Source organism: Acinetobacter sp. 24-47-62 (assembly GCF_056779765.1).
The window spans coordinates 35,119-56,350 of sequence record NZ_JBWYIN010000019.1 but is presented as its reverse complement, the minus strand read 5'-3'; the positions used below and the strand labels follow the sequence as shown (position 1 = coordinate 56,350).

Below are 21,232 nucleotides of genomic sequence, written 5' to 3'. Positions count from 1 at the left end.
ACTTATTCTCAAAACTTAGATCCAACCTATTCAGCTAAATCCTTGTTTTTCAACAAGTTTTAATCAACATCACCGCCGATGGATGTGCATTATAGGCTATTTATTTTCTTACGCAACTACTTTTTTTAATATTTTAGAATTATTTTAAATTATGAGTATTGAGTGGGTATTTAATAATCAAATTCACATCATTCAGTATGATATTGATAAAAAATCGAACACTTTAACTTTACTAAAATTAGATTAGAATAGGAACTATTATTTAACTGACTAGAACTATGTTACTAAATGGCTATATTTAAAATCAAAAAAGCCGTATTGATCTCCCTACTGCTTTTGATGTGCAGCTTTAGCCATGCCAATTCCAACCAGAACATTTATCAAATGACTCTATCTATTTTGAGCTATGCCAAAATTTCATCTCCACAACCAGATTTATGTCTAATTGATAACACTTTGGCATTAGCAGAGTTTAATCAAATAATTCTAAAGCAAAATTCAAAGATCAAAGCACAAAATATTCATGATTACGATTTAAACAAGACTAATTGTGATGTTGTATTTTTTTCTAAATCTTCTCCAACAGTCGAACAAAAGCTCATCGGAGAATCACTAAACAAATCAATTCTCTCATTTTCGACAAATAATGAAGATTGCGAGGTTGGAAGTGTTTTCTGTCTCTATAGCAATAAAGCAGGTATTACAAAATTTAAAGTCAATTTAGACAGTCTTGCAAAAACCAAAATCCACGTTGATCCTCGTGTATTACTTCTTGCACAGAATATGGAGTAATTCAGATGATTGATAAATTTTTTGGATTAACTTCACTCCAATCACTATTTAGAAGATCACAATTTTTAATTTTTGCGATCACTTTTTTGATCTGCACTTTAATTTTTACAACGATTTCAATCTTTACGGTGAAATCATACGCCAATCAAAACTTAACCTTAGTGAGTCGCACAATTGCGGAACGCATTCAACCTGCTCTTGTTTTCCAAGATAAATACACTTTAGACAATATTTTACACGAGTACACACAACAACATTCAATTCGCCTTATCCAAGTATTGGATAGCAATAAAGTTAAAATCACTGAAAGCAGCAAACTGATAGATCGCCATTCAGAACTTCAAACTTGGTTTGATGGATTATTTTTTTCTAAGCCGATTCAAATTGAAGTTACTCACAATGGACAACTGGTCGGTGAGCTTCATCTATTCGGCAGTTCTCAAGATATCATTTTATTCATTATCAAGATTTGCTTAGCCTTGATCCTAGGTATGCTTTTTATGATTTTCGCCTTATGGTGGTCGGTTAATGCAACCTATCGTCATATTATGAATTCTATATCACCAATTATTCATACAGCACAATTAGTGAGTCAACAAAAAGCATATAATCTCCGCTTTCCAAAAAATGATATTCAAGAATTTCATCATCTAAACTCAGTATTTAATCAACTGTTAGAAGAAATTCAATCTTGGCACAATCAGTTACAGTCTGAAAATACCCAGCTTAATTATCAAGTGCAACATGATGAATTAACACAATTACCAAACCGACATTACTTTTATAAAGTTTTGTGTAACCTTTTCGATCAGCCTGATAAACGTGAAAATACTGTTTTGATTTTTATAGATAACAATAAATTTAAGTCTATTAACGATCAATATGGTCATTTAGTGGGGGATGAAGTGTTGAAAGAAATGGCAAAACGATTAAAACAAAACACACGTCAAAATGATTTTGTCGCAAGATTAAGCGGGGATGAATTTGCAATTATCCTAAGTCCTGTCAGCCAGGTTGATCACTTAATTTCGATTGCCGAAAATCTTATAAAATGTTCTGATGAGCCCTTAAAATATAACGGACAATCAATCCATTTTAGTTTTAGTCTTGGTATTGCTTTGGCTAAAGAAGCTCATACCCCTGAGGACTTAATTTCTCAAGCAGACCAAGCGATGTACAAAGCGAAGAATCTAAAACATCATTGGCACATATTTCAACAATAGAATTTTTACTGAGGATTAATACCTATGCTCAATCGTAGTTTCAAACTTTTTATCATGAGCATTCTTTGTATAGGATTAAGTGCATGCTTGGGTATGGGATCTTTAAGCTATAAACAAGTAAAAATGTTAAAACAACAAGGTTTCGTACTCACAGAGGAAGGTTGGAGTTTGGGACTACCCGAACGACTTCTTTTCGATTTCGATCAGGCTGAAATCTCTAAAAAAAATCGTGAACAGATTCAACATCTCGCAGCACAACTACAAAAGTACAATTTAAAGAAAGTCCGTATCGTCGGTCATACCGATCTTATTGGCAATCCAGATTATAATTTTAAACTTTCTGAAAGCCGTGCCCGAAGCGTAAGCACTATTTTTATTGAGGAGGGTTTTAACCCAGCTCATATCCAAACCATTGGTCGCGGTTCAACCCAACCTATTAATACTGCAAATACTGACGCTGCCCATGCAGAAAATAGACGCGTTGCTGTTATTATCGTGCCTTAAACACTCAACAAAAAAAGATCCTGATAGGATCTTTTTTTAACAGCAAAAATCAGACATAAAAAAACCGCTTAACGCGGTATCTTTTATCTGACCATTTATAATGAAATAAATGGTCGGAGCAGTAGGATTCGAACCTACGACCCCCTGGTCCCAAACCAGGTGCACTACCAGGCTGTGCTATACTCCGATTACATCGGTTTGTGTTGGGGTGAATGACGGGATTCGAACCCGCGACAACCGGAATCACAATCCGGGGCTCTACCAACTGAGCTACATCCACCATCACAAAATTTGGTTCTATAAAATCAAGCGACCAATGGCGCGCCTGACAGGATTCGAACCTGTGACCATCCGCTTAGAAGGCGGATGCTCTATCCAACTGAGCTACAGGCGCATTACCCATGATTGCGAGATCATTGGAAAACCTTTGCCTTGAAGAATTGGTCGGAGCAGTAGGATTCGAACCTACGACCCCCTGGTCCCAAACCAGGTGCACTACCAGGCTGTGCTATACTCCGATTCATCTCAGCTTTTGTACCGTTCAACTTATCGTTTGATGTATCGTTCGGTACGGTGTGCATTCTAGGCGTGACGCTGGATAACGTCAACACCTATCTTCAAAAAAATTCAAAAAAACACTTCAAATGTATATTTATCAAGCATTTTGACTAATATTAACGCTTTAATGACGCACTAAAGTTTAACATTCGATCTAATGGTAATTTAGCGCGCTCTGCTAAAGCGGGATCAACATACACTTCCTGATCACCATGTCGTAAAACATGCAAAATGCCATCCAATTCATTCATTGCCATCCATGGACAATGTGCACAAGAACGACAAGTCGCTCCCTCACCTGCCGTAGGAGCCTCAATCAAAGTCTTATTCGGCACCATTTGCTGCATCTTATAAAAAATACCGCGATCGGTCGCAACAATCATTGTTTCATGCGGTAGTTCTTTTGCAGCCTTAATCAATTGCGAAGTACTTCCTACTGCATCAGCAACATTAATCACCGATTCTGGAGATTCAGGATGGACTAAAACTGCAGCATCAGGATAGATGGCTTTCATCTGAGCGATGCCACGTGCTCTAAATTCTTCATGTACAATACAAGAACCATCCCAGAGCAACATATCCGCTCCAGTTTTCTTTTGAATGTAACGTCCTAAATGCTGATCAGGTGCCCAAATAATTTTTTCACCTAAACTATCTAAATGCTCAATAATTTCGACAGCACAACTTGATGTTACCACCCAATCTGCACGTGCTTTTACCGCAGCTGAGGTATTTGCATAAACCACAACAGTATGATCAGGATGAGCATCACAGAACTTGGTAAACTCATCTACAGGACAACCTAGATCGAGTGAACAAGTTGCCTCTAAAGTAGGCATTAAAATGGTTTTGTTAGGTGATAAAATTTTAGAAGTTTCACCCATAAACTTCACACCAGCCACAACGAGTGTTGTCGCATCATGATCACGTCCAAAACGTGCCATTTCAAGTGAATCTGAAACACAACCACCAGTAAGCTCCGCAAGCTCCTGTACGACCGGATCACAATAATAATGAGCAACCAATACCGCATTACGCTTTTCCAATTCAGCCTGGATCTCAGCAAATTTTTGCTGCTTTAACTCTGGTGTTAAATCTTGATTGTTAGATTCACCAATCAGGTCTAAATGAGCTTGAACAATTGCTTTCGCATCATTTGCAATTAAATTGGTTGCATCATTCATTATTTGCATCTCTATCCATAGCGCTTATCAATATAAGCAATTACACACCGATTGGATTTGACCAATCATTAAAATTTGATAAATAAAAAGCCTCAACAGGGAGGCTTAATTTATTTAAGAACGATAATCTGCGTTGATCTTGACATAATCATATGACAAATCACAGGTGTAAACCGTATCTTTGGCAGAACCACGGCCCAAATCAACGCGAATAGTAATTTCTGATTGATTCATCACTTTAGCACCAGCCTCTTCTGTGTAATCTGCCGCTGCACCACCATCTTTACAGATCTGGACATCATCTAACCATACTTGGATTTTGTCGACATTTAAATCTTGGACACCAGCATAACCAATTGCAGCCAAGATACGCCCCCAGTTAGGGTCAGAAGCAAAGAACGCTGTTTTTACCAAAGGTGAATGTGCAATGCTATAAGCGGTATCACAACACTCTTGCGTATTTGCACCACCTTCAACTGAAACAGTTATAAATTTGGTTGCACCCTCACCATCTCGAACGATTAACTGAGCCAAGCGCTTCATGACACGTGTAAGTACATCTAAAACAATAGAATAACGAGCATCTTCTTCAGATGTAATTTCAGCACCACCTGCTTGACCAGTTGCTGCAAAAATACAAGAGTCATTAGTAGATGTATCACCATCAATTGTGATGCGATTAAATGATTGTTCAACCGTGGTTTTTAATAGTTTTTGAACCAATTCACGAGCAATAGGCGCATCTGTCGCTACGAAGGACAACATCGTTGCCATATTAGGACGGATCATTCCTGCACCTTTTGAAATACCCGTCATTGTATAAACAACCCCGTCAATTTCAAATTGTTCAGAAGCGCCCTTAGGCAAAGTATCGGTCGTCATAATACCTGATGCTGCCTGAGACCATACATCATCTTCAAGACTCTCAAATGCTGGTTTTAACCCAGCAATCAAACGCTCCATGGGTAATTGTTCACCAATTACGCCTGTTGAGAATGGCAAAACCTCGTTCTCATTTACAACAGCAATTTTGGCAAATTCAGCACAAGTGTCCTTTGCATTTTTCATACCTGTAGGACCAGTACCTGCATTCGCATTGCCTGTATTAATTACAAGGTAACGTGGATTTGTTTGAGACAAATGCAGTTTTGAAATATGTACTGGCGCTGCGCAAAAAGCATTTTGGGTAAATACACCTGCAACTTGAGTGCCTTGTGCGAATTCAAATACAACCAAGTCACGTCGATTTGGGTAACGTATATACGCTTCTGCTGAGCCAATTTTCACACCCTTTACCACATGCATTTGTGGCATTGATACGTCACCCACCGCCATTTTTGATTGTCCGAATTAAAAAAAATGATGGCTAAGCTTATTAGAAATTAGAAAAAAAATCGAGTGAATAAGGCATTAGGGTTGATTGAAATGAATGATTTGAAATGAATCTCGATCCCTAAAAACAATAAAGCCAGTCAAAGACTGGCTTTTGTACGAAATTCTAAAATTAATTAGATACAGTTTGTTCCAATAAGGCTTGTTTTGCTTTTTCTTGACTTGAACTTGAAAGAGCTGGATTTGATGCAACAATACGATTTGCTGTAGCTGGAGTTGCTGGTGCTATTGCAGCTGTTTGAAGAATGATTGGTCGACCAGCTGTATTACCAAGTGTGTAACGAATACCAGTGCGAGGACTTATCACCGTTGTGGAGTCATTTTTAACTTCAGTTTGTGCTTGAGTAACACCCGCAGCTGCTTGAACTTTCGCTAGAGGTACAGTTTTTGTATCAGTATTGGCAAATGCAAAAGCTGGTAAAGCAAAAACTGCAAATAAAGCCGGTTTTAGTATTTTTTTCATTGTCGCTTCCATATATTCAATCATGCAAAATTAAATAGCATTAACTGAGAAAATTGGCAATGCTTATTCACATGAACTGACCAAGCACTATAATAAAATAAAAAAAGCAGAACCTAAGTTCTGCTTCATGAAATTTAGATTTTACCGTGACACTGCTTGTATTTTAAACCAGAACCACATGGACAAGGTGCATTACGGCTTTGAGGTGGCGTAATCTCAACTTCATTCTGATCCAATTCTTGAGTATTAACTGTTTGCTCACCTGTTATACCATCAACTTCAGCATGAGAAAGTGAAAGTTGCATCGCTTCAGCTTGAGCTTGCTGCTGTGCTTCCATTTCTGCCAGCTCTTCAGGCGTTGGTAAACGTACCAATGAAAGATCTGTCACAACATCAGACTTAATGACAGCTAACATATTTACAAACAGATTGAATGCTTCTTTCTTATATTCCTGCTCAGGATTCTTTTGCGCATAACCGCGTAAATGAATACCTTGACGTAAATAATCCATCGCTGCTAAATGATCTTTCCAGTGGCGATCTAAAGAACTTAACATAAAGTTTCGTTCTAACACTGCTGCAGATTCAGCACCCATTTGTTCACGACGCGCACGATAGCGTTGTAAAACCTCATCAGTGATACGACGTGCTAATGCCTCTTCATCTAATCGACGATCTTGATCCAACCATTGCTGCACAGGAAGATCAATATTAAAGTCTGAGCGTAATGCAGATTCTAGACCTGGGACATCCCACTGATCATGAATTGATTCAGGTGGGATATACGTTTCAATCACCCCTTTCATCACTTCTTCATGCATTGACTCGATGTATTCTTGCAATGTACTTTCTGCCAGAATTTCATCACGCTGTGAGTATATAATTTTACGTTGTTCGTTATTTACATCATCATACTTCAACAGGTTCTTACGAATATCGAAGTTACGTGCTTCAACCTTACGTTGGGCGTTTTCAATCGAACGAGACACCATTTTATGTTCAATGGCTTCATTTTCTTGCAGACCCATTGCACGCATCATTGCGACGACACGATCACCTGCAAAGATACGCATCAAATCATCTTCTAACGATAAGAAGAAACGCGAAACACCTGGATCACCTTGACGACCTGAACGACCACGTAATTGGTTATCAATACGACGAGATTCATGACGTTCAGAACCAATAATGTGTAAACCACCAGAATTCAGCACCAGTTGGTTATTTTGTTCCCATTCTGCTTTTAAACGTGCTTCATCTTCAGGAGTTGGATTTTCAATTTTCGCCAGTTTCGCTTTCCAGTTACCACCGAGCAAGATATCCGTACCACGCCCTGCCATGTTGGTCGCAATAGTCACGGCACGTGGAGAGCCGGCTTGTGCAATAATATCCGCTTCACGCTCATGCTGTTTGGCATTCAGTACTTCGTGTGCGATACCCGCTTCTTTCAGTTTATCCGATAAGATTTCAGAAGCTTCAATTGTTGCCGTACCAATCAAAATCGGTGCAACACCAGCTTCATGAATTTTCTTAATTTCTTCAATAATCGCATTGTATTTACCATTACGATTCAAATAAATTAAGTCATTCAGATCTTTACGAATCATTGGACGATGGGTTGGAATCAACACCACATCTAAGCCATAAATTTCTTTCATTTCAGCAGCTTCAGTATCTGCTGTACCTGTCATACCTGAAAGTTTACGGTATAAACGGAAATAGTTTTGGAATGTGGTCGTTGCAAGCGTTTGGTTTTCAGGTTGAATTTCTAAACCTTCTTTCGCTTCTACCGCTTGATGTAAACCTTCAGACCAACGACGACCAGGCATCGTACGACCTGTATTTTCGTCGACAATAATCACTTCACCGTCATGGACAATATAATGCACGTTACGTTGATACAAGTAATGTGCGCGAATAGAAGCTGTCACATGATGAACAAGATTTAAGTTGGCTGCAGAATATAGACTCTCACCTTCTGCCAATAATCCCATCGCAATAAGTTCACTTTCAATGGCTTCAAAACCAGCTTCTGTGATTTCGACTGAACGTTGCTTTTCATCGATCCAGAAGTGCCCACCATCTGCAACTTTTTCTTCTTTTTGAGCATGTAACTTTGGCGGAATCGCATTCATTGCCGCGTAAAGTTGTGAGGAATCTTCGCTTTGACCCGAAATAATAAGTGGAGTACGTGCTTCGTCAATTAAGATTGAGTCAACCTCATCGATAATCGCATAGGCAAGACCACGTTGTTTTTTCTCGGCTAACGAGAACACCATATTGTCACGAAGATAGTCGAAACCAAATTCGTTGTTTGTACCGTAGGTAATGTCTGCTCGATAAGCTTCTGCTTTTTCGACAGGATTTTGCATGGAGTAAATCACCCCAACAGATAATCCCAAAAATTCATAAAGTGGACGGTTTAACTCAGCATCACGTTGCGCCAGATAATCATTGACAGTAATAACGTGAACACCTTGTTCACTAATTGCATTTAAATATACAGCCAAAGTACCCATTAGGGTTTTACCTTCACCTGTACGCATTTCTGCAATTTTACCTTCATGTAGGGTAATACCACCAATCAACTGTACGTCATAATGACGCATACCCATAATACGCTTACCAGCTTCACGACATACTGCGAAAGCTTCTGGTAACAAGCGATCAAGACTTTCGCCGTTTTTATAACGTTGTTTGAATTCTTCTGTTTTTGCAGATAAGTCTGCATCACTTAACACAGATATCGTCGGCTCGAGCGCATTGATCTTCTCGACAATTTTACGCATACGCTTCAATTCGCGCTCGTTTTTAGTACCGAAGATTCCTCCGATCAGACTTGCCAACATATAGACTCTCTAAAACTTACTTATCAAAATGATTTTTCTCAAACGTTATTATGGTGCTAGAAATTTGAAGTACAAGGGTTTTAAACAAATGCAATAAAAAATTTCTGGATTATTTTCCATGACGCATGAGCAACGGCGAGTTAATGTAGCAAATTTGATCAAAAATATATATCGTTCAAATTCAAATTTATGAACGTTTATTTGCCTTCAGACATTCAAATAAATCTGTTTTTTTCATAACTAAATAAAAAAACACTATTTTTAATTATAAAGAGTTTCCGCCATATTAATTTCAGCACATTAAGGTTTTGATAAAAATAGAGGTTTATATGGCATTACGTTTAGGTGACACTGCTCCAGACTTTGAACAGCAATCGAGCGAAGGAGTAATTAATTTTTATGATTTTTTAGGAGATCATTGGGGAGTTTTATTTTCACACCCTGCCGACTACACTCCCGTATGTACGACGGAATTAGGTTTTACAGCAAAACTAAAAGACGAGTTTGAAAAACGTAATGTTAAAGCGATTGCTCTCTCTGTAGATGATGTTGAATCACATCATGGTTGGATTAAAGATATCAATGAAACTCAGTCTTCCACTGTAAACTTCCCAATCATTGCTGATCAGGATCGTAAAGTTTCGACTTTATATGATTTCATCCATCCCAATGCCAGCGAGACCCTAACCGTCCGATCTCTTGTGATCATTGATCCAAATAAAAAAGTACGCTTGATTATTACATATCCAGCGTCAACTGGTCGAAATTTCCATGAAATTTTACGTGTTATAGATTCATTACAATTAACAGATAACTATAAAGTGGCAACACCTGCCAACTGGCAACATGGTGAAGATGTTGTGATTGTTCCCTCCATTAAAGACGAAAATGAGATTCAACAACGCTTCCCTAAAGGATACAAAGCCGTGACACCTTATTTACGTCTAACACCTCAACCTGATCTTGATTAACTTTGACGAGCCATTAAGTTTCAGCGTTCAGCCTATCCTCAGATAGGCTTTTTTTGATTATGGCTTATATTCTTTAACATATTGATTTAAAAAAAGGATTCAAATTATAGTTTGAATCCTTTTTTCTAAAACAAAGCAAGAAACTATTGACGCTTATCCAGTGGTACCCAATCAATCACCCATGCTGATTTCATATTTAAACTTGCATCACTGTTAATTTTCTTACGTAACGCATCTGCCGAATCACGATCTTTAGATGGACCAACCATAATTCGAATACCTTTCGACGTTGGACTCTTCGTTACCTTATATCCTTTGGCACGAAGCTTAGCCGCAAGCGCATCTGCATTCGCCTCATTCGCAGCCAATGCCACTTGAACCATCCATTGACGATCTCCATTTTCCAGCAGATCACGAGCTTTTTCTGCCTCAGCTTTTTTCTTCGCTTCTTCAGCAGCTTTGCGCTTTTTCTCTTCTGCAGCTTTTTTATCAGCTTCAGCTTTCTTCTTCGCTTCTTCTGCTTTACGTTTTTCCTCAGCAGCTTTTTGCTCTGCTGCTTTCTTTTCAGCTGCACGTTTTTCTGCTTCGGCTTTACGCTTTTGTTCTTCTGAGGATTTCGCCTGTTGTTCTTTTTGCTCAGCTAAACGCTTCTGTTCAGCTATGCGTTTTTCTTCAGCCAAATGCTTTTTCTTTTCAGCTTCATCCTCAACCAATTCAGGAGGAATATTGTCTGAACTTTGCTGAGCAGCGTTTCGACGAGCATTCATTGCAGCATATTCTTCAGCAGCGCGACGTGCGGCTTCAGCTTCGGCCTCTTGTTGCATTCTTAAATATTCAGCAGCACGAGCCTCTTGCTCTGCCACAGCTTTCTCACGAGCACGTCGTTGCTCTTCAAGTAAACGCTTTTCAGTTTCCACATCAACTGTGAGAGGTTGAAGTTGTACTGCTTCAGGTTCATTCTTTTTTTGTTGAACAGCTTCCACCGGTTGTTCAACATTATTTTGGTGGATCTCTTCTTTGCCTTTTAGAAGTAATGCTGCCAATAAAACACCACCACCCAATAAAACAACACCACCCATCCAGCGTTGTTTGTTATTCATTGACATTCTCTAAATACTCCCAGACCGCTTCTAAGGTATGAAACGAACCACACACCAAAATCAGCTGATTATTTTTTGTTTCTTCAAGTGCTGATTTAAATGCGACCTGTACATTTGAATACTGTTGTACTGTCTCACCTTGAAGCGCTGACTCTAATTGTTTTAATGGTGCTGCACGAGGCACATCCATCGGCGCAATTTTCCACATAAATACCGTGTTTTTCAATAAATTAACGACTGAATCTATATCTTTATCCGCTAACATCGAAAACACAGCGATAACTTCTGTGTACTGTTTATTGTATTCTAAATAATTTCGCAATTGCTTTAACAAAAATTCTACACCGTGCGGATTATGTCCCGCATCGAAAATCACTGTTTTTCCTGCGATTTCCCTTATTTCAAATCGACCTGGTAAATGTGCTTGAATAATGCCCTGCTCTAGTGCAGTTTGAGAAATTTTCAATCCACTAACCAATAATGCAGCCACGGCAGTAGAAACATTATCTAGGGCCAACTGACCACATGGTAATTTTAAGGTCAGTGCTGAACTTGAAAATGTCCAAGTTTTACCATCACCATTTGCTTGATAAAAATAATCCTGATTTAGACATGACAGCGTCGCATTACATGCAATGACTTTATCCTGAATTGATGTTGGAAGTATTTGTTGCCCACCAAAAATGACTGGAATATCTGGACGAATAATACCCGCTTTCTCAAAAGCAATTTTTTCAATGGTGTCACCCAGCCAATCTGTGTGATCCAATCCAATATTGGTAATGACCGCAACATTTGGATTAACGACATTCACAACATCCAAACGTCCCCCAAGTCCAACTTCCAATACCCAAACATCACATTTCTGTTGTTTGAAGATGACAAAAGCTGCAAGGGTTGTTGCTTCAAAAAAAGATAAACTCAAATCACATTCACGTCGTGCTTGATCAACTTGAACAAATGCTTCGATCAGAAGCTCATCTGAAACTTCCTGACCTGCGAGTTTTACACGCTCATTGAAACGATGGATATGCGGAGATTGATACAAACCGACTTGATATCCTTGCGCATTCAGAATAGAAGCTAAGGTTGTGGTTGTTGAACCCTTACCATTCGTACCAGCAACGGTAATGACTTTCGCTTGCGGATGTGTGACGCCCAATTTTTCAGCCACAGGAATGACGCGTTCAAGCCCTAAATCAATTCCTGTAACGTGAACATGGCTCCAATAATCGAGCCATGTGTGTAAATTATCTGTACTGAGTGGAGCAGTGAGGTTCAAGGCAAATTCATCAATTTCGCTACGATACGATAAACTGTATCACGTAATGCGTGACGATGAACAATTTGATCGACTACACCATGATCAAGCAAGAATTCAGCACGTTGAAACGGCTCTTCTAACTTTTCGCGTACAGTCTGTTCAATGACACGTTTACCAGCGAAACCAATCATTGCTTTAGGCTCAGCGATATGCACATCACCCAACATGGCTAAAGATGCGGTCACACCACCATATACTGGATGAGTTAATACGACAATGTACGGAATACGAGCATCTTTCATTTTTTGAATCGCTGCTGATGTACGTGCCATCTGCATTAAAGAAAGCATTCCTTCTTGCATACGAGCACCACCAGAGGCAGCAAAACAAATCATTGGCTGTTTGGTTTCAATCGCACGCTCTGCTGCTTGTACAAATCGATCACCAACTACAGTACCCATCGAACCGCCCATGAAATCAAATTCAAATGCACAAGCGATTAATGATAAACCTTTGATTTGTCCTTCCATAACCACGAGTGCTTCAGTTTCGCCAGTTTTCTCTTGTGCTTCTTTCATACGCACAGGATAAGCTTTGCTATCCACAAACTTGAGTGGGTCTTTTGCAACAAACTCTTGACCTAATTCTTTTGCGGTTTGATCAAAGAACCAATTTAAACGGTCACGTGCTTTCATTTTTAAATGCTCATCACATTGAGGACAAACATAAGCATTGAAAGACATCGCCGTACGAGTCACCAGAGCATGACATTCTGGACATTCAATCGTAGGCTCAGTAAACGTCGCTTTTAACGATTGCTGTTGATCAGGGATTTGAATACCTGGTACTGAACGATCTGTCCAAGGTGTTGCAGGTGCTAAAGTTTTCCCTGATTTAACTTCTTGATTCATACTAACTCATCGAGCGCTGCTCGAAGCTCCTTGACTTTATTGACCGCCTGTTCAACTGCTTGATCAGGAGTTGTCTGTGCAAATGGTTTAACAAAAGCACTACCAACAATGACCGCATCCGCTGCGCTTCCGATTGCTTTTGCAGAGGCTGCATCACTAATACCAAAACCTACACCAACAGGTACATCCGTCATCGACTTAATTTTTTCGATGCGTTGAGCAGCTTCATTCACATCTAAAGTCGCTGCACCTGTTACACCCTTCAAAGACACGTAATAAATAAAACCACTCGCATGATTAGCGACATGTTGAATACGTTGATCTGTAGATGTTGGCGCCAACAAGAAGATCTGATCCATATCAAACTTTTTCAAGACAACATCGAGCGCTTGTGCTTCTTCAGGTGGTAAGTCCACCAACAGAATACCGTCCACACCACAGTCATGAGCAGTTGATACAAATTTCTCATATCCAATGACTTCTACAGGATTCAAATAACCCATCAACACCACTGGTGTATCTGTGTCCTTTTCACGGAATTGCTTGACCATTTCCAATGCATCCAATGTATTTGTACCGGCTGCCAATGCACGCTCAGCCGCAAGTGCAATCACTGGACCATCGGCCATTGGATCTGAAAATGGTAAGCCAAGTTCAATTACATCCACACCTGCTTCCACCATTTGATGTAACAAAGGAACCGTTACGTGTGGATGAGGGTCACCTGCCATGACATAAGAAACTAGAGCCTTACGCTGTTGAGATTTAAGCTGTGCAAATCGTGTGGCTAAACGTGACATAGGGATGTACTTTCCTTGAATTGTATAGAATTGAGGAGTTGGTTTTGTAAAATACAAGACGGCCCATTGTAACGCTATTTTTTACTCATTGAACAGAGTGTGATGAAAAGCACCAAACACTCTTTTCAGTTAAGTATTCCAAGTGCATATTTATCAATGTTTTGATTTTTTTAACAATGATCAAAAAGCTCGATTTTTTCTGTTTTTTCTAAATCATGAATATTTATATGAACTTATGTTTATTGATTAAAAATGTTTAAAAACAAATAGCTTAGCACTTACATTTTAACTTTTCTGAATTAGCCAAAGCTGTTCTATACTATACATGCTTACTCTTTTATTTCTTATGTTATGACCACAATCTCCCCAGGCAAAGCTTCTCCGCGAGCGCTTGCCCTTCTACCGCTTATTGTGTTTTTAGCCATTTTTTTGGGCAGCGGTATTTATCACACTCTGATTGGCACTGAGTTTGCCTTCTACCAAATTAAAGCACCCATTGCTGCTATCCCTGCCCTCATTCTTGCGGTATTACTTTATCGTGGCAAATTAAACACAGGTATAGATGAGTTTCTCCGTGGGGCAAGCCATCCTAATCTTATTTTAATGTTTATGGTCTTTATGCTGGCAGGTGCTTTTGCCAGTATTAGTAGCGCCATTGGTAGTGTTGATGCAACAGTACAATTAGGTTTATCTCTCATTCCTTCGGCTTTTGTCCTGCCAATGCTCTTTGTTATTTCAGCATTTATTGCTACCGCGATGGGAACCTCGATGGGTACTATCGCTGCTTGTGCACCGATCGCATTTGGCTTCACTCAAGTCACCGATATAAATCCTGTTGTTGCGATTGGTGCTGTGGTTGGAGGAGCCATGTTTGGTGATAACTTGTCTATGATTTCAGATACCACTATCGCTGCAACTCGTAGCCAACGTGTAGAACTAAAGGATAAATTTAAAGTCAATGTATGGATTGCAGTACCAGCAGCGCTTTTCACGATTTTGATTTATTTTGTGATGAGTCGTGATACGCAACAAATTTCTTTCAATGACTATAATTTTTGGCTGATTTTGCCTTATTTAGCCGTATTTACTTTGGCTTTTAGCCGATTACATGTGTTGGCTGTACTTATGCTGGGCATTGTTATGTCTGGACTCGTCGGTCTGATTCAAGCCCCTGACTTTAACCTACTTAAATTAAATAATGCGATTTACGATGGCTTTTTGGGCATGTTTGAAGTCGCATTGCTTTCAATGTTACTCGGTGGTATTTCAGCCATTATGCGAAAAGAAGGTGGCTTAGAGTGGCTAATACAACGCATTTATCAACTTACGCGTTTATTCAAAGTGGGAACGCAAAGAGCTGGTGAAATCGGAATCTGCCTTCTGGTAATCTTGTCTAATTTCTTTGTGGCAAATAATACGGTTGCCATTATTCTATCTGGCGATATGGCACGTGAAGTTGCTAAAGAATATGGTGTTGACCCAAAACGCTCGGCTGCTTTGTTGGATATTTTTTCTTGTGTTGTTCAAGGCTTAATTCCGTTTGGCGCACAATTATTATTGGCGTGTTCAATTGCAAAATTATCGCCAATGGAAATGATCCAAAACGTTTATTACTGTTGGATCTTAGCGGTGATTGCTATACTCTCCATTGCTTTTAGATATCCCAAAATACAGATGAATCAAATTTAGACTGGCATAAAAATAGAGTCTTTAAAGGTAAGCTAGATGCTTACCTTTTTTATTTTTCATGTTCTAACTTAGATTATGACGATGAATTGGACGTTGTTTAAGTTGTTTTTTAAACTGCAACAGCGTTATTCCATTATACATTTTAAATGCTCTAGCAAGCGCAGACTGATCTGAGTAACCGAGTTGCACGGCGATATCCGTTAACTCTAGCCCCTGATTTAATAGGCGCTCACATTGTGACATCCGTTCTTGCTCAAGTATGCGTTTAAATGATGTTCCGCGATCTTTTAATTGTCGTTGCAAAGTCCTCACCGACAAACATAATTCTGTCGCAATATCTTCAATCTTTGGCGCTTCGTGACGAATACGCAAATACTCAGCAATAATTAAGTGGAGTTGCCGATCAAGACTCGATTGCACGGGTTTTGATGCAATCGCCTCTTCCGCTTGTTGAACCAACAATTGCATAAGTGAAGGATCTGCTTGTTGAGGTTTTAGCTGCAACCCCTGCGTGCGAATTTGAAACTGATATTCAACTTGGCTGAACTCTACCTGACAACCATAGAACTTTTGATATTCATACAATGGTGCGATAGCTTCATGCGCCATGATCACTTTATACAGTGGAAAGGTATCGTGCACTAATATTTGCTTTGCCAATGAAACCATCATGGCATTCGTCAGCTCATTGATAAAATTATAGTCATCACAAATAAACGGCCAGCTTAAAATCAGTATTTCACCGTTCTGGTGAATCTGCATGGGTGTAATCTCTTCACCATCAATCACCAAGCGGCTAAATCTTAAAATATAGTTCAGTGCTTCCGCCACCGTCTCACTTCGTGTCGCCATATATCCAAGCACACCAAAATGCTCAGGTTTCACATATTGAGCCATTTCAAAAATATAATTGGCGCGATTCAAATAAACCTGCGTGAGAGAATTAAGTTTTAAGAAAAAAGAATAAGAGGATTGCATGGCAATCGGTGCTGCCAAAATCTTATTCAGCGTATCAACATCCTGATTTAATGCAGTCTTTATCTCTTTATCGAGCTGTTTCACTTGAATAAATGTTTGCCATAAATGGAAATATCCATTGGGTATTTGAATATCTTTCACGATGCACTATTCCTTTAGGCAAAATTGACTTTATTCATTTTCATTTGTCGTAAAATGTATAAAAAATGGCAAGTACTGTCAAAACAATCAGACCAATGCCATACATACTTAAACGATCTAAAGCGGATGAATGAAAATAAGATGAACGCATTGGTAAAATATCAGGTTGATCCTGTCGTACGCACGAATCTCAATTTCAAGCTCTCAGAAATTCCTCGTTTTTGGTTTGGTGGAGATCCATTCAAAACCCGTATGTTTGATGCATTGAGTCTAACTTTCCCAGACGGAGAGCGCTACTTCATTGAATCAGTTCGATTATTTAGAGATAAAATCAAAGACCCTGAATTACAAAAACGAGTCGCAGATTTTATTCGACAAGAAGCACAGCATGGAATTGCGCATGACAAGATGAATCAGGTCATGAAAGATCAAGGTATGCCTGTCGATCAATTTATTAAGGTTCTTAACAAAATTTTTAAATTCGAACTGACACGTCATTCACCTCAATACAATATTGCCATGACTGCTGCAGCCGAACACTTAACTGCATTAATGGCTGATACTTTTTATAGTCAAAAAGCAACCCTTGAAGATGCTCACCCCTATGTGCGCGCGCTTTTAGCATGGCATGCTATCGAAGAGATGGAGCATCGTGATGTGGCTTTTGATGTCATGAAACAAGTCGGTGATGTTCCAGAACTTACTCGACAATTTGCTTTGGCATTTACAACTTTCATGATGCTTGGATTTACAACTTATCGTGCCAATATCATGTTGAAGTATGACGGATTTAGTCGTTTAGACCGTTTCAAAATGACCGTCAAAGGACTTCCATGGTTTATCGGTCGAAATGGCATGTTAACGAGAATGAAAGGTCCATACCTAGATTGGTTTAAAAAAGACTTCCATCCAAGCCAACATCCTGTGATTGCCCAATATGATGTCTGGGTAAAAACATTAGCCGAGACCAATGATCCAATTCAAGCTGGTGAAGCATTCTGGCAAGCAGCTCGATAATATTCCTATTGCCGGCTGGATCATTTTTATTCAGATGATTTAGCCGACATTACTTACAGTTTTAATCTCCTTCTCTCTCTTCTTTTGTCCTGTAGAGATAATGACCTCAATGTGATTTTTTTACATACTTGTTCTTTCTGCATAAGTGATAAAATAAAATGAATGCAATTACCACATACCATCCAGTGATTCGTAAGCACCTTGATTTCCGACTCAACGAAGTACCACGATTTTGGTTTAACAACGATCCTTTTAAAACACGTGTATTTGATGCTTTGAGTTTGACATTTCCAGATGGAGAACGATATTTCATACAGTGTGTCCGACTATTTCAACCGCATATTCAAGATCCTGTCTTAGCCAAACGTGTGAAAGACTTTATTCAACAAGAAGCGCAACACGGTATTGCCCATGACAAAATGAATAAAATTTTAATTGAGCAAGGTATGCCGATTGAAAAATATATTCATCAAGTCAATCAACGTTTCAAACATGCGTTAAAAAGGTATCCTGATCGTTTTAATATTGCGATCACCGCTTCATGCGAACACTTAACCGCTTTAATGGCAACGACCTTTTTCAGTCATAAAAGTACGATGGCCCATGCACATCCTTTTGTCCGTGGTTTATTTGCATGGCATAGTATTGAAGAAATGGAACATCGCGATGTTGCTTATGATGTTATGATCGAGGTAGCGCAGACTTCAAACCTTACACGTTATACCGCCTTGGTTTTAGTTACGCTTATGATGTTTGGATTTACCATGCAAAGAACACATGGACTTCTCAAACAAGATGGTTTTACTCGAATTGAAAGGTTAAAAATGTTTGCTCAAGGCTTGAAATGGTTGCTTGGAAAAGATGGCATTTTAACGGCAAAAAAACGAGAATATTTAGACTGGTTTAAGCCTGATTTCCACCCAAACCAACACCCTATTATTCATCAATACCAAGTTTGGGTTGATACGCTCGCTGAAACTCAAGATCCAATTCAAGCAGGTGAAGCTTTTTGGCAAGCTGCGATATAAAAAAGAATGTAAAAAAAGTCCGATCAATCGGACTTTTTTGTTGTTATGACGCCATTACCATTTAGCGTAATGTTGCTCTAATAGTCCATACTCTTGATTAAGCTCAATATGCTGACCATCATCTGAAATAATAAAACCCGTAATTTTAGATTGCCACTGACTGAACTGGCTGCCTACCATTCTAAGATTAAGATTTTCATAACGGCGCCAGCCTGTTTCAATGGTCAATTGTAATTTGTCATCCATAGATCGTATGGTCCACATCTGATCATTTTGCATTTCAAAAAGAACATCCGTCAACGCATAAAGGCGTCCATTAATCCACAAACAGTTTTCATTGCCAAAACTTTCATTCACGCCAGAGGCAAGATTCAAACCCACACGGTTTCCTTGCGCATCCCAAAAATTTGAAGATAGCCAAAACCAAGCCGTTTCAGGTCTTAGAAAACCGCAAGTATCATCAAGCGAAGCTAAAGTTCGTGAGTTAAATTCAATTTTTTCTTTTTGTTTATTAATGAAATACCCTTCAACGGCCAATGTAGTTAGTTTCTGAGTATAGGTCCAACCATTAATCCCAGTAGGACTGCACATCGACAAAGGATCTGTTCCAGCACAAAAGATTCGCGCAGACAGTTTTTCTTCACCATGTTTGATCACTTTGATATAACGAACACCATTGGCATGTTGGATATCGAGTTGGATTTTTCCATGTTGAAAATGGCTATGATTAAATAGTGGCTGTTCATCTAGAACCGTACTGAGCGCCAATACATTAATCGCATTCCACTCGACGACTTGTCCGGTGTTATGGTCATAAATATAGATGAAACCATGTCCCGCCCAAGCGATATTGACGATAGCCATCCCAATGCTGTAATGCTCATGTTGGATACTACAAAACTTAAATTTCTTATATTTAAGTTTTTTTCTCCATCCTTTGAGCACTTTGCCATATGGCGTTTTATAAATATATTTTGAGACAGAAATTGCACTTGGCAATTCTGTAAAACGCCCATAGCGCGGTTGACCATTTACTTGAATTAAATCCATTGGGACTCAGCCTAATTTCATTCCATGACAATTATAGACTTTAGTCTAAAGTATTTCATTTACTGTATGAAAACATAGATTAAAGAACCGATACAGACGGCCTCTTTTTTCTTATATATTCAATACTTTGACTACCAGTTCCCTTCACCCAGTGTTTGGCCGATATAATGATATTGTGCCTTGGATCTTGAAAATTTAATTGGACAAGCCAACTGTTTTTCTACCTCATTTGCATCTTTCCTTAGAGGTACATCTACTGTCCAAGCACGTTGTTGAGCCAAATCTGACGTCAGAGCTTCGTCTAGATTTAACACAGGTTCTACACATACGTCTAATTCAGAAAATGTTTTACGCCATACATCAAAACTTTTTTCCTTGATTTTATCAGCGATGGCAGTCTTGACTGCTTTTCGATCTTCAAGATCAAATGAAGTTCCTTTTTCCAATAAGATAGGCAGTTCTAATACAGTTGCCAGACCTGTCATAAATTGAGGTTCTAAACTTCCAATTGAGATATAGCGCCCGTCTTGCGTTTGATAATAGTCATAAAATGTTCCCCCGTTCAGATGTTCATTTTCAGGGTACTGATTCTGCCCACCTGCAAGTACAGCTGCCGCGGCCATATTGTTTAAGGTCACCGCACAATCCGTCATGGAGATATCAATATATTGACCTAAACCGCTTCGTTGCCTTTCAATCACGGCTGTTAAAATGCCGATCACTGCGTGTAAAGAACCGCCTGCGACATCAGCAATTTGAATCCCCATAGGTGGTGGTCCACTTTCCTGCCGACCTGAATGCCCAGCAATCCCTGAGAGCGATACATAATTAATGTCATGTCCCGCTTTATCTTTATAAGGACCTGTTTGCCCATATCCTGTTATTGAACAATAAATCAAACGTGGGTTTATTTCAGATAAAGTTTGATAGTCGAGTCCTAAACGTCGCATCACTTCAGGACGGAACTGCTCAATGACGATATCGTATTCTGAAATTTTTGATTTAATGAGTTCAATACTCTGACTATCTTTTAAATCTAGAGCAATCGACTGCTTGTTGCGATTCAAATAACTGTGCGCTGTGGCTTGACCATTTGCATAAGGTGGCAACAATCTGACAAGGTCTGGTCGATTTGGTGACTCTATATGGACTACCTCTGCCCCTAGATCTGCTAGGTACAAGGTTGCAAAAGGTCCGGGTAATAATGTGGAAAAATCTAAAACTTTCAATCCCTTTAATGCAGCTGTCATTGTTATTTTCACCAAGAATATGTTGATTTTTCACCCATAATAGAAATATAAAACAAGATTAACAATGT

At 39.1% G+C, this 21,232-nt stretch carries 18 protein-coding genes and 4 tRNA genes; 7 read left to right on the top strand and 15 right to left on the bottom strand.

Annotation, left to right across the window (positions count from 1 at the left end; translation table 11 throughout):
* Window positions 1-288 precede the first annotated feature (288 nt).
* From yfiR to yfiB, 3 genes are read left to right on the top strand one after another with little or no spacing between them, the layout of a single operon-like run.
* A complete protein-coding gene (gene yfiR, locus AC1M87_RS13890; RefSeq protein ID WP_481594026.1) occupies window positions 289-792 on the top strand; it encodes a regulatory sequestration protein YfiR in 504 nt (167 codons plus the stop codon).
* A 5-nt stretch (window positions 793-797) separates the two neighbouring features.
* Entirely contained in the window at window positions 798-2,015 is a 1,218-nt protein-coding gene (dgcN, locus tag AC1M87_RS13885; protein WP_481589531.1) for a diguanylate cyclase DgcN/YfiN, read from the top strand.
* 24 nt (window positions 2,016-2,039) lie between these two features.
* Window positions 2,040-2,519 carry an outer membrane lipoprotein YfiB gene (gene yfiB / locus AC1M87_RS13880; RefSeq protein WP_035267906.1) on the top strand — a complete coding sequence of 160 codons (480 nt, stop codon included), beginning with the start codon at window positions 2,040-2,042 and terminating at the stop codon, window positions 2,517-2,519.
* A gap of 110 nt (window positions 2,520-2,629) precedes the next feature.
* Here yfiB and AC1M87_RS13875 read toward each other — a convergent pair.
* The 8 genes from AC1M87_RS13875 to secA form a co-directional block, all read right to left on the bottom strand.
* Window positions 2,630-2,706, bottom strand: a tRNA-Pro gene (locus tag AC1M87_RS13875).
* A gap of 17 nt (window positions 2,707-2,723) precedes the next feature.
* Window positions 2,724-2,799 (bottom strand) — tRNA-His (locus AC1M87_RS13870).
* Window positions 2,800-2,836: 37 nt separating this feature from the next.
* Window positions 2,837-2,913, bottom strand: a tRNA-Arg gene (locus tag AC1M87_RS13865).
* 47 nt (window positions 2,914-2,960) lie between these two features.
* Window positions 2,961-3,037, bottom strand: a tRNA-Pro gene (locus tag AC1M87_RS13860).
* Window positions 3,038-3,193: 156 nt separating this feature from the next.
* Window positions 3,194-4,261, bottom strand: a complete 1,068-nt coding sequence (gene nadA, locus AC1M87_RS13855; protein WP_481594028.1) for a quinolinate synthase NadA — start codon at window positions 4,259-4,261, stop codon at window positions 3,194-3,196.
* Between the two features lie 114 nt (window positions 4,262-4,375).
* Window positions 4,376-5,596, bottom strand: a complete 1,221-nt coding sequence (argJ, locus tag AC1M87_RS13850; protein ID WP_481594025.1) for a bifunctional glutamate N-acetyltransferase/amino-acid acetyltransferase ArgJ — start codon at window positions 5,594-5,596, stop codon at window positions 4,376-4,378.
* Between the two features lie 169 nt (window positions 5,597-5,765).
* Window positions 5,766-6,116 carry a hypothetical protein gene (locus AC1M87_RS13845; protein WP_092768561.1) on the bottom strand — a complete coding sequence of 117 codons (351 nt, stop codon included), beginning with the start codon at window positions 6,114-6,116 and terminating at the stop codon, window positions 5,766-5,768.
* 134 nt (window positions 6,117-6,250) lie between these two features.
* A complete protein-coding gene (gene secA, locus AC1M87_RS13840; protein ID WP_481589533.1) occupies window positions 6,251-8,965 on the bottom strand; it encodes a preprotein translocase subunit SecA in 2,715 nt (904 codons plus the stop codon).
* Between the two features lie 329 nt (window positions 8,966-9,294).
* On the opposite strand from secA, the gene AC1M87_RS13835 reads away from it, so the two are divergent.
* Window positions 9,295-9,936: a peroxiredoxin gene (locus AC1M87_RS13835; protein ID WP_481594024.1), complete on the top strand. Its 642-nt coding sequence runs from the start codon at window positions 9,295-9,297 to the stop codon at window positions 9,934-9,936.
* Window positions 9,937-10,079: 143 nt separating this feature from the next.
* Here AC1M87_RS13835 and AC1M87_RS13830 read toward each other — a convergent pair whose 3' ends face one another.
* The 4 genes from AC1M87_RS13830 to trpA are packed head-to-tail and all read right to left on the bottom strand — an operon-like array spanning window position 10,080 to window position 14,011.
* Window positions 10,080-11,042 (bottom strand): SPOR domain-containing protein, encoded by a 963-nt coding sequence (locus tag AC1M87_RS13830; protein ID WP_481594023.1) that lies wholly within the window; start codon window positions 11,040-11,042, stop codon window positions 10,080-10,082.
* Window positions 11,029-12,318 carry a bifunctional tetrahydrofolate synthase/dihydrofolate synthase gene (folC, locus tag AC1M87_RS13825; RefSeq protein WP_481594022.1) on the bottom strand — a complete coding sequence of 430 codons (1,290 nt, stop codon included), beginning with the start codon at window positions 12,316-12,318 and terminating at the stop codon, window positions 11,029-11,031. Before folC ends, AC1M87_RS13830 begins: the two co-directional genes overlap by 14 nt.
* Window positions 12,315-13,211: an acetyl-CoA carboxylase, carboxyltransferase subunit beta gene (gene accD, locus AC1M87_RS13820; protein ID WP_035267924.1), complete on the bottom strand. Its 897-nt coding sequence runs from the start codon at window positions 13,209-13,211 to the stop codon at window positions 12,315-12,317. Before accD ends, folC begins: the two co-directional genes overlap by 4 nt.
* Window positions 13,208-14,011, bottom strand: coding sequence for a tryptophan synthase subunit alpha (trpA, locus tag AC1M87_RS13815; protein WP_481594021.1), 804 nt, complete (start codon window positions 14,009-14,011; stop codon window positions 13,208-13,210). The genes accD and trpA overlap by 4 nt, the downstream gene beginning before the upstream one ends.
* A 351-nt stretch (window positions 14,012-14,362) precedes the next feature.
* Here trpA and AC1M87_RS13810 point away from each other — a divergent pair, with 351 nt between their 5' ends.
* Window positions 14,363-15,700, top strand: coding sequence for a Na+/H+ antiporter NhaC family protein (locus AC1M87_RS13810; RefSeq protein ID WP_481594020.1), 1,338 nt, complete (start codon window positions 14,363-14,365; stop codon window positions 15,698-15,700).
* A gap of 63 nt (window positions 15,701-15,763) precedes the next feature.
* Here the strand turns inward: AC1M87_RS13810 and AC1M87_RS13805 are convergent, their stop codons facing one another.
* Window positions 15,764-16,819, bottom strand: a complete 1,056-nt coding sequence (locus AC1M87_RS13805; RefSeq protein WP_481587987.1) for an AraC family transcriptional regulator — start codon at window positions 16,817-16,819, stop codon at window positions 15,764-15,766.
* 141 nt (window positions 16,820-16,960) lie between these two features.
* Between AC1M87_RS13805 and AC1M87_RS13800 the strand changes: the two genes are divergently transcribed.
* Both AC1M87_RS13800 and AC1M87_RS13795 read left to right on the top strand, forming a co-directional pair.
* Complete coding sequence (locus AC1M87_RS13800) at window positions 16,961-17,836, top strand: metal-dependent hydrolase (protein WP_481594019.1); 876 nt, start codon at window positions 16,961-16,963, stop codon at window positions 17,834-17,836.
* 158 nt (window positions 17,837-17,994) lie between these two features.
* Complete coding sequence (locus tag AC1M87_RS13795) at window positions 17,995-18,864, top strand: metal-dependent hydrolase (protein ID WP_481594018.1); 870 nt, start codon at window positions 17,995-17,997, stop codon at window positions 18,862-18,864.
* A gap of 54 nt (window positions 18,865-18,918) precedes the next feature.
* Here the strand turns inward: AC1M87_RS13795 and AC1M87_RS13790 are convergent, their stop codons facing one another.
* Window positions 18,919-19,914, bottom strand: coding sequence for a DUF2804 domain-containing protein (locus tag AC1M87_RS13790; protein WP_481594017.1), 996 nt, complete (start codon window positions 19,912-19,914; stop codon window positions 18,919-18,921).
* A gap of 131 nt (window positions 19,915-20,045) precedes the next feature.
* Window positions 20,046-21,164 (bottom strand): CaiB/BaiF CoA transferase family protein, encoded by a 1,119-nt coding sequence (locus AC1M87_RS13785; RefSeq protein ID WP_481589543.1) that lies wholly within the window; start codon window positions 21,162-21,164, stop codon window positions 20,046-20,048.
* Window positions 21,165-21,232 lie beyond the last annotated feature (68 nt).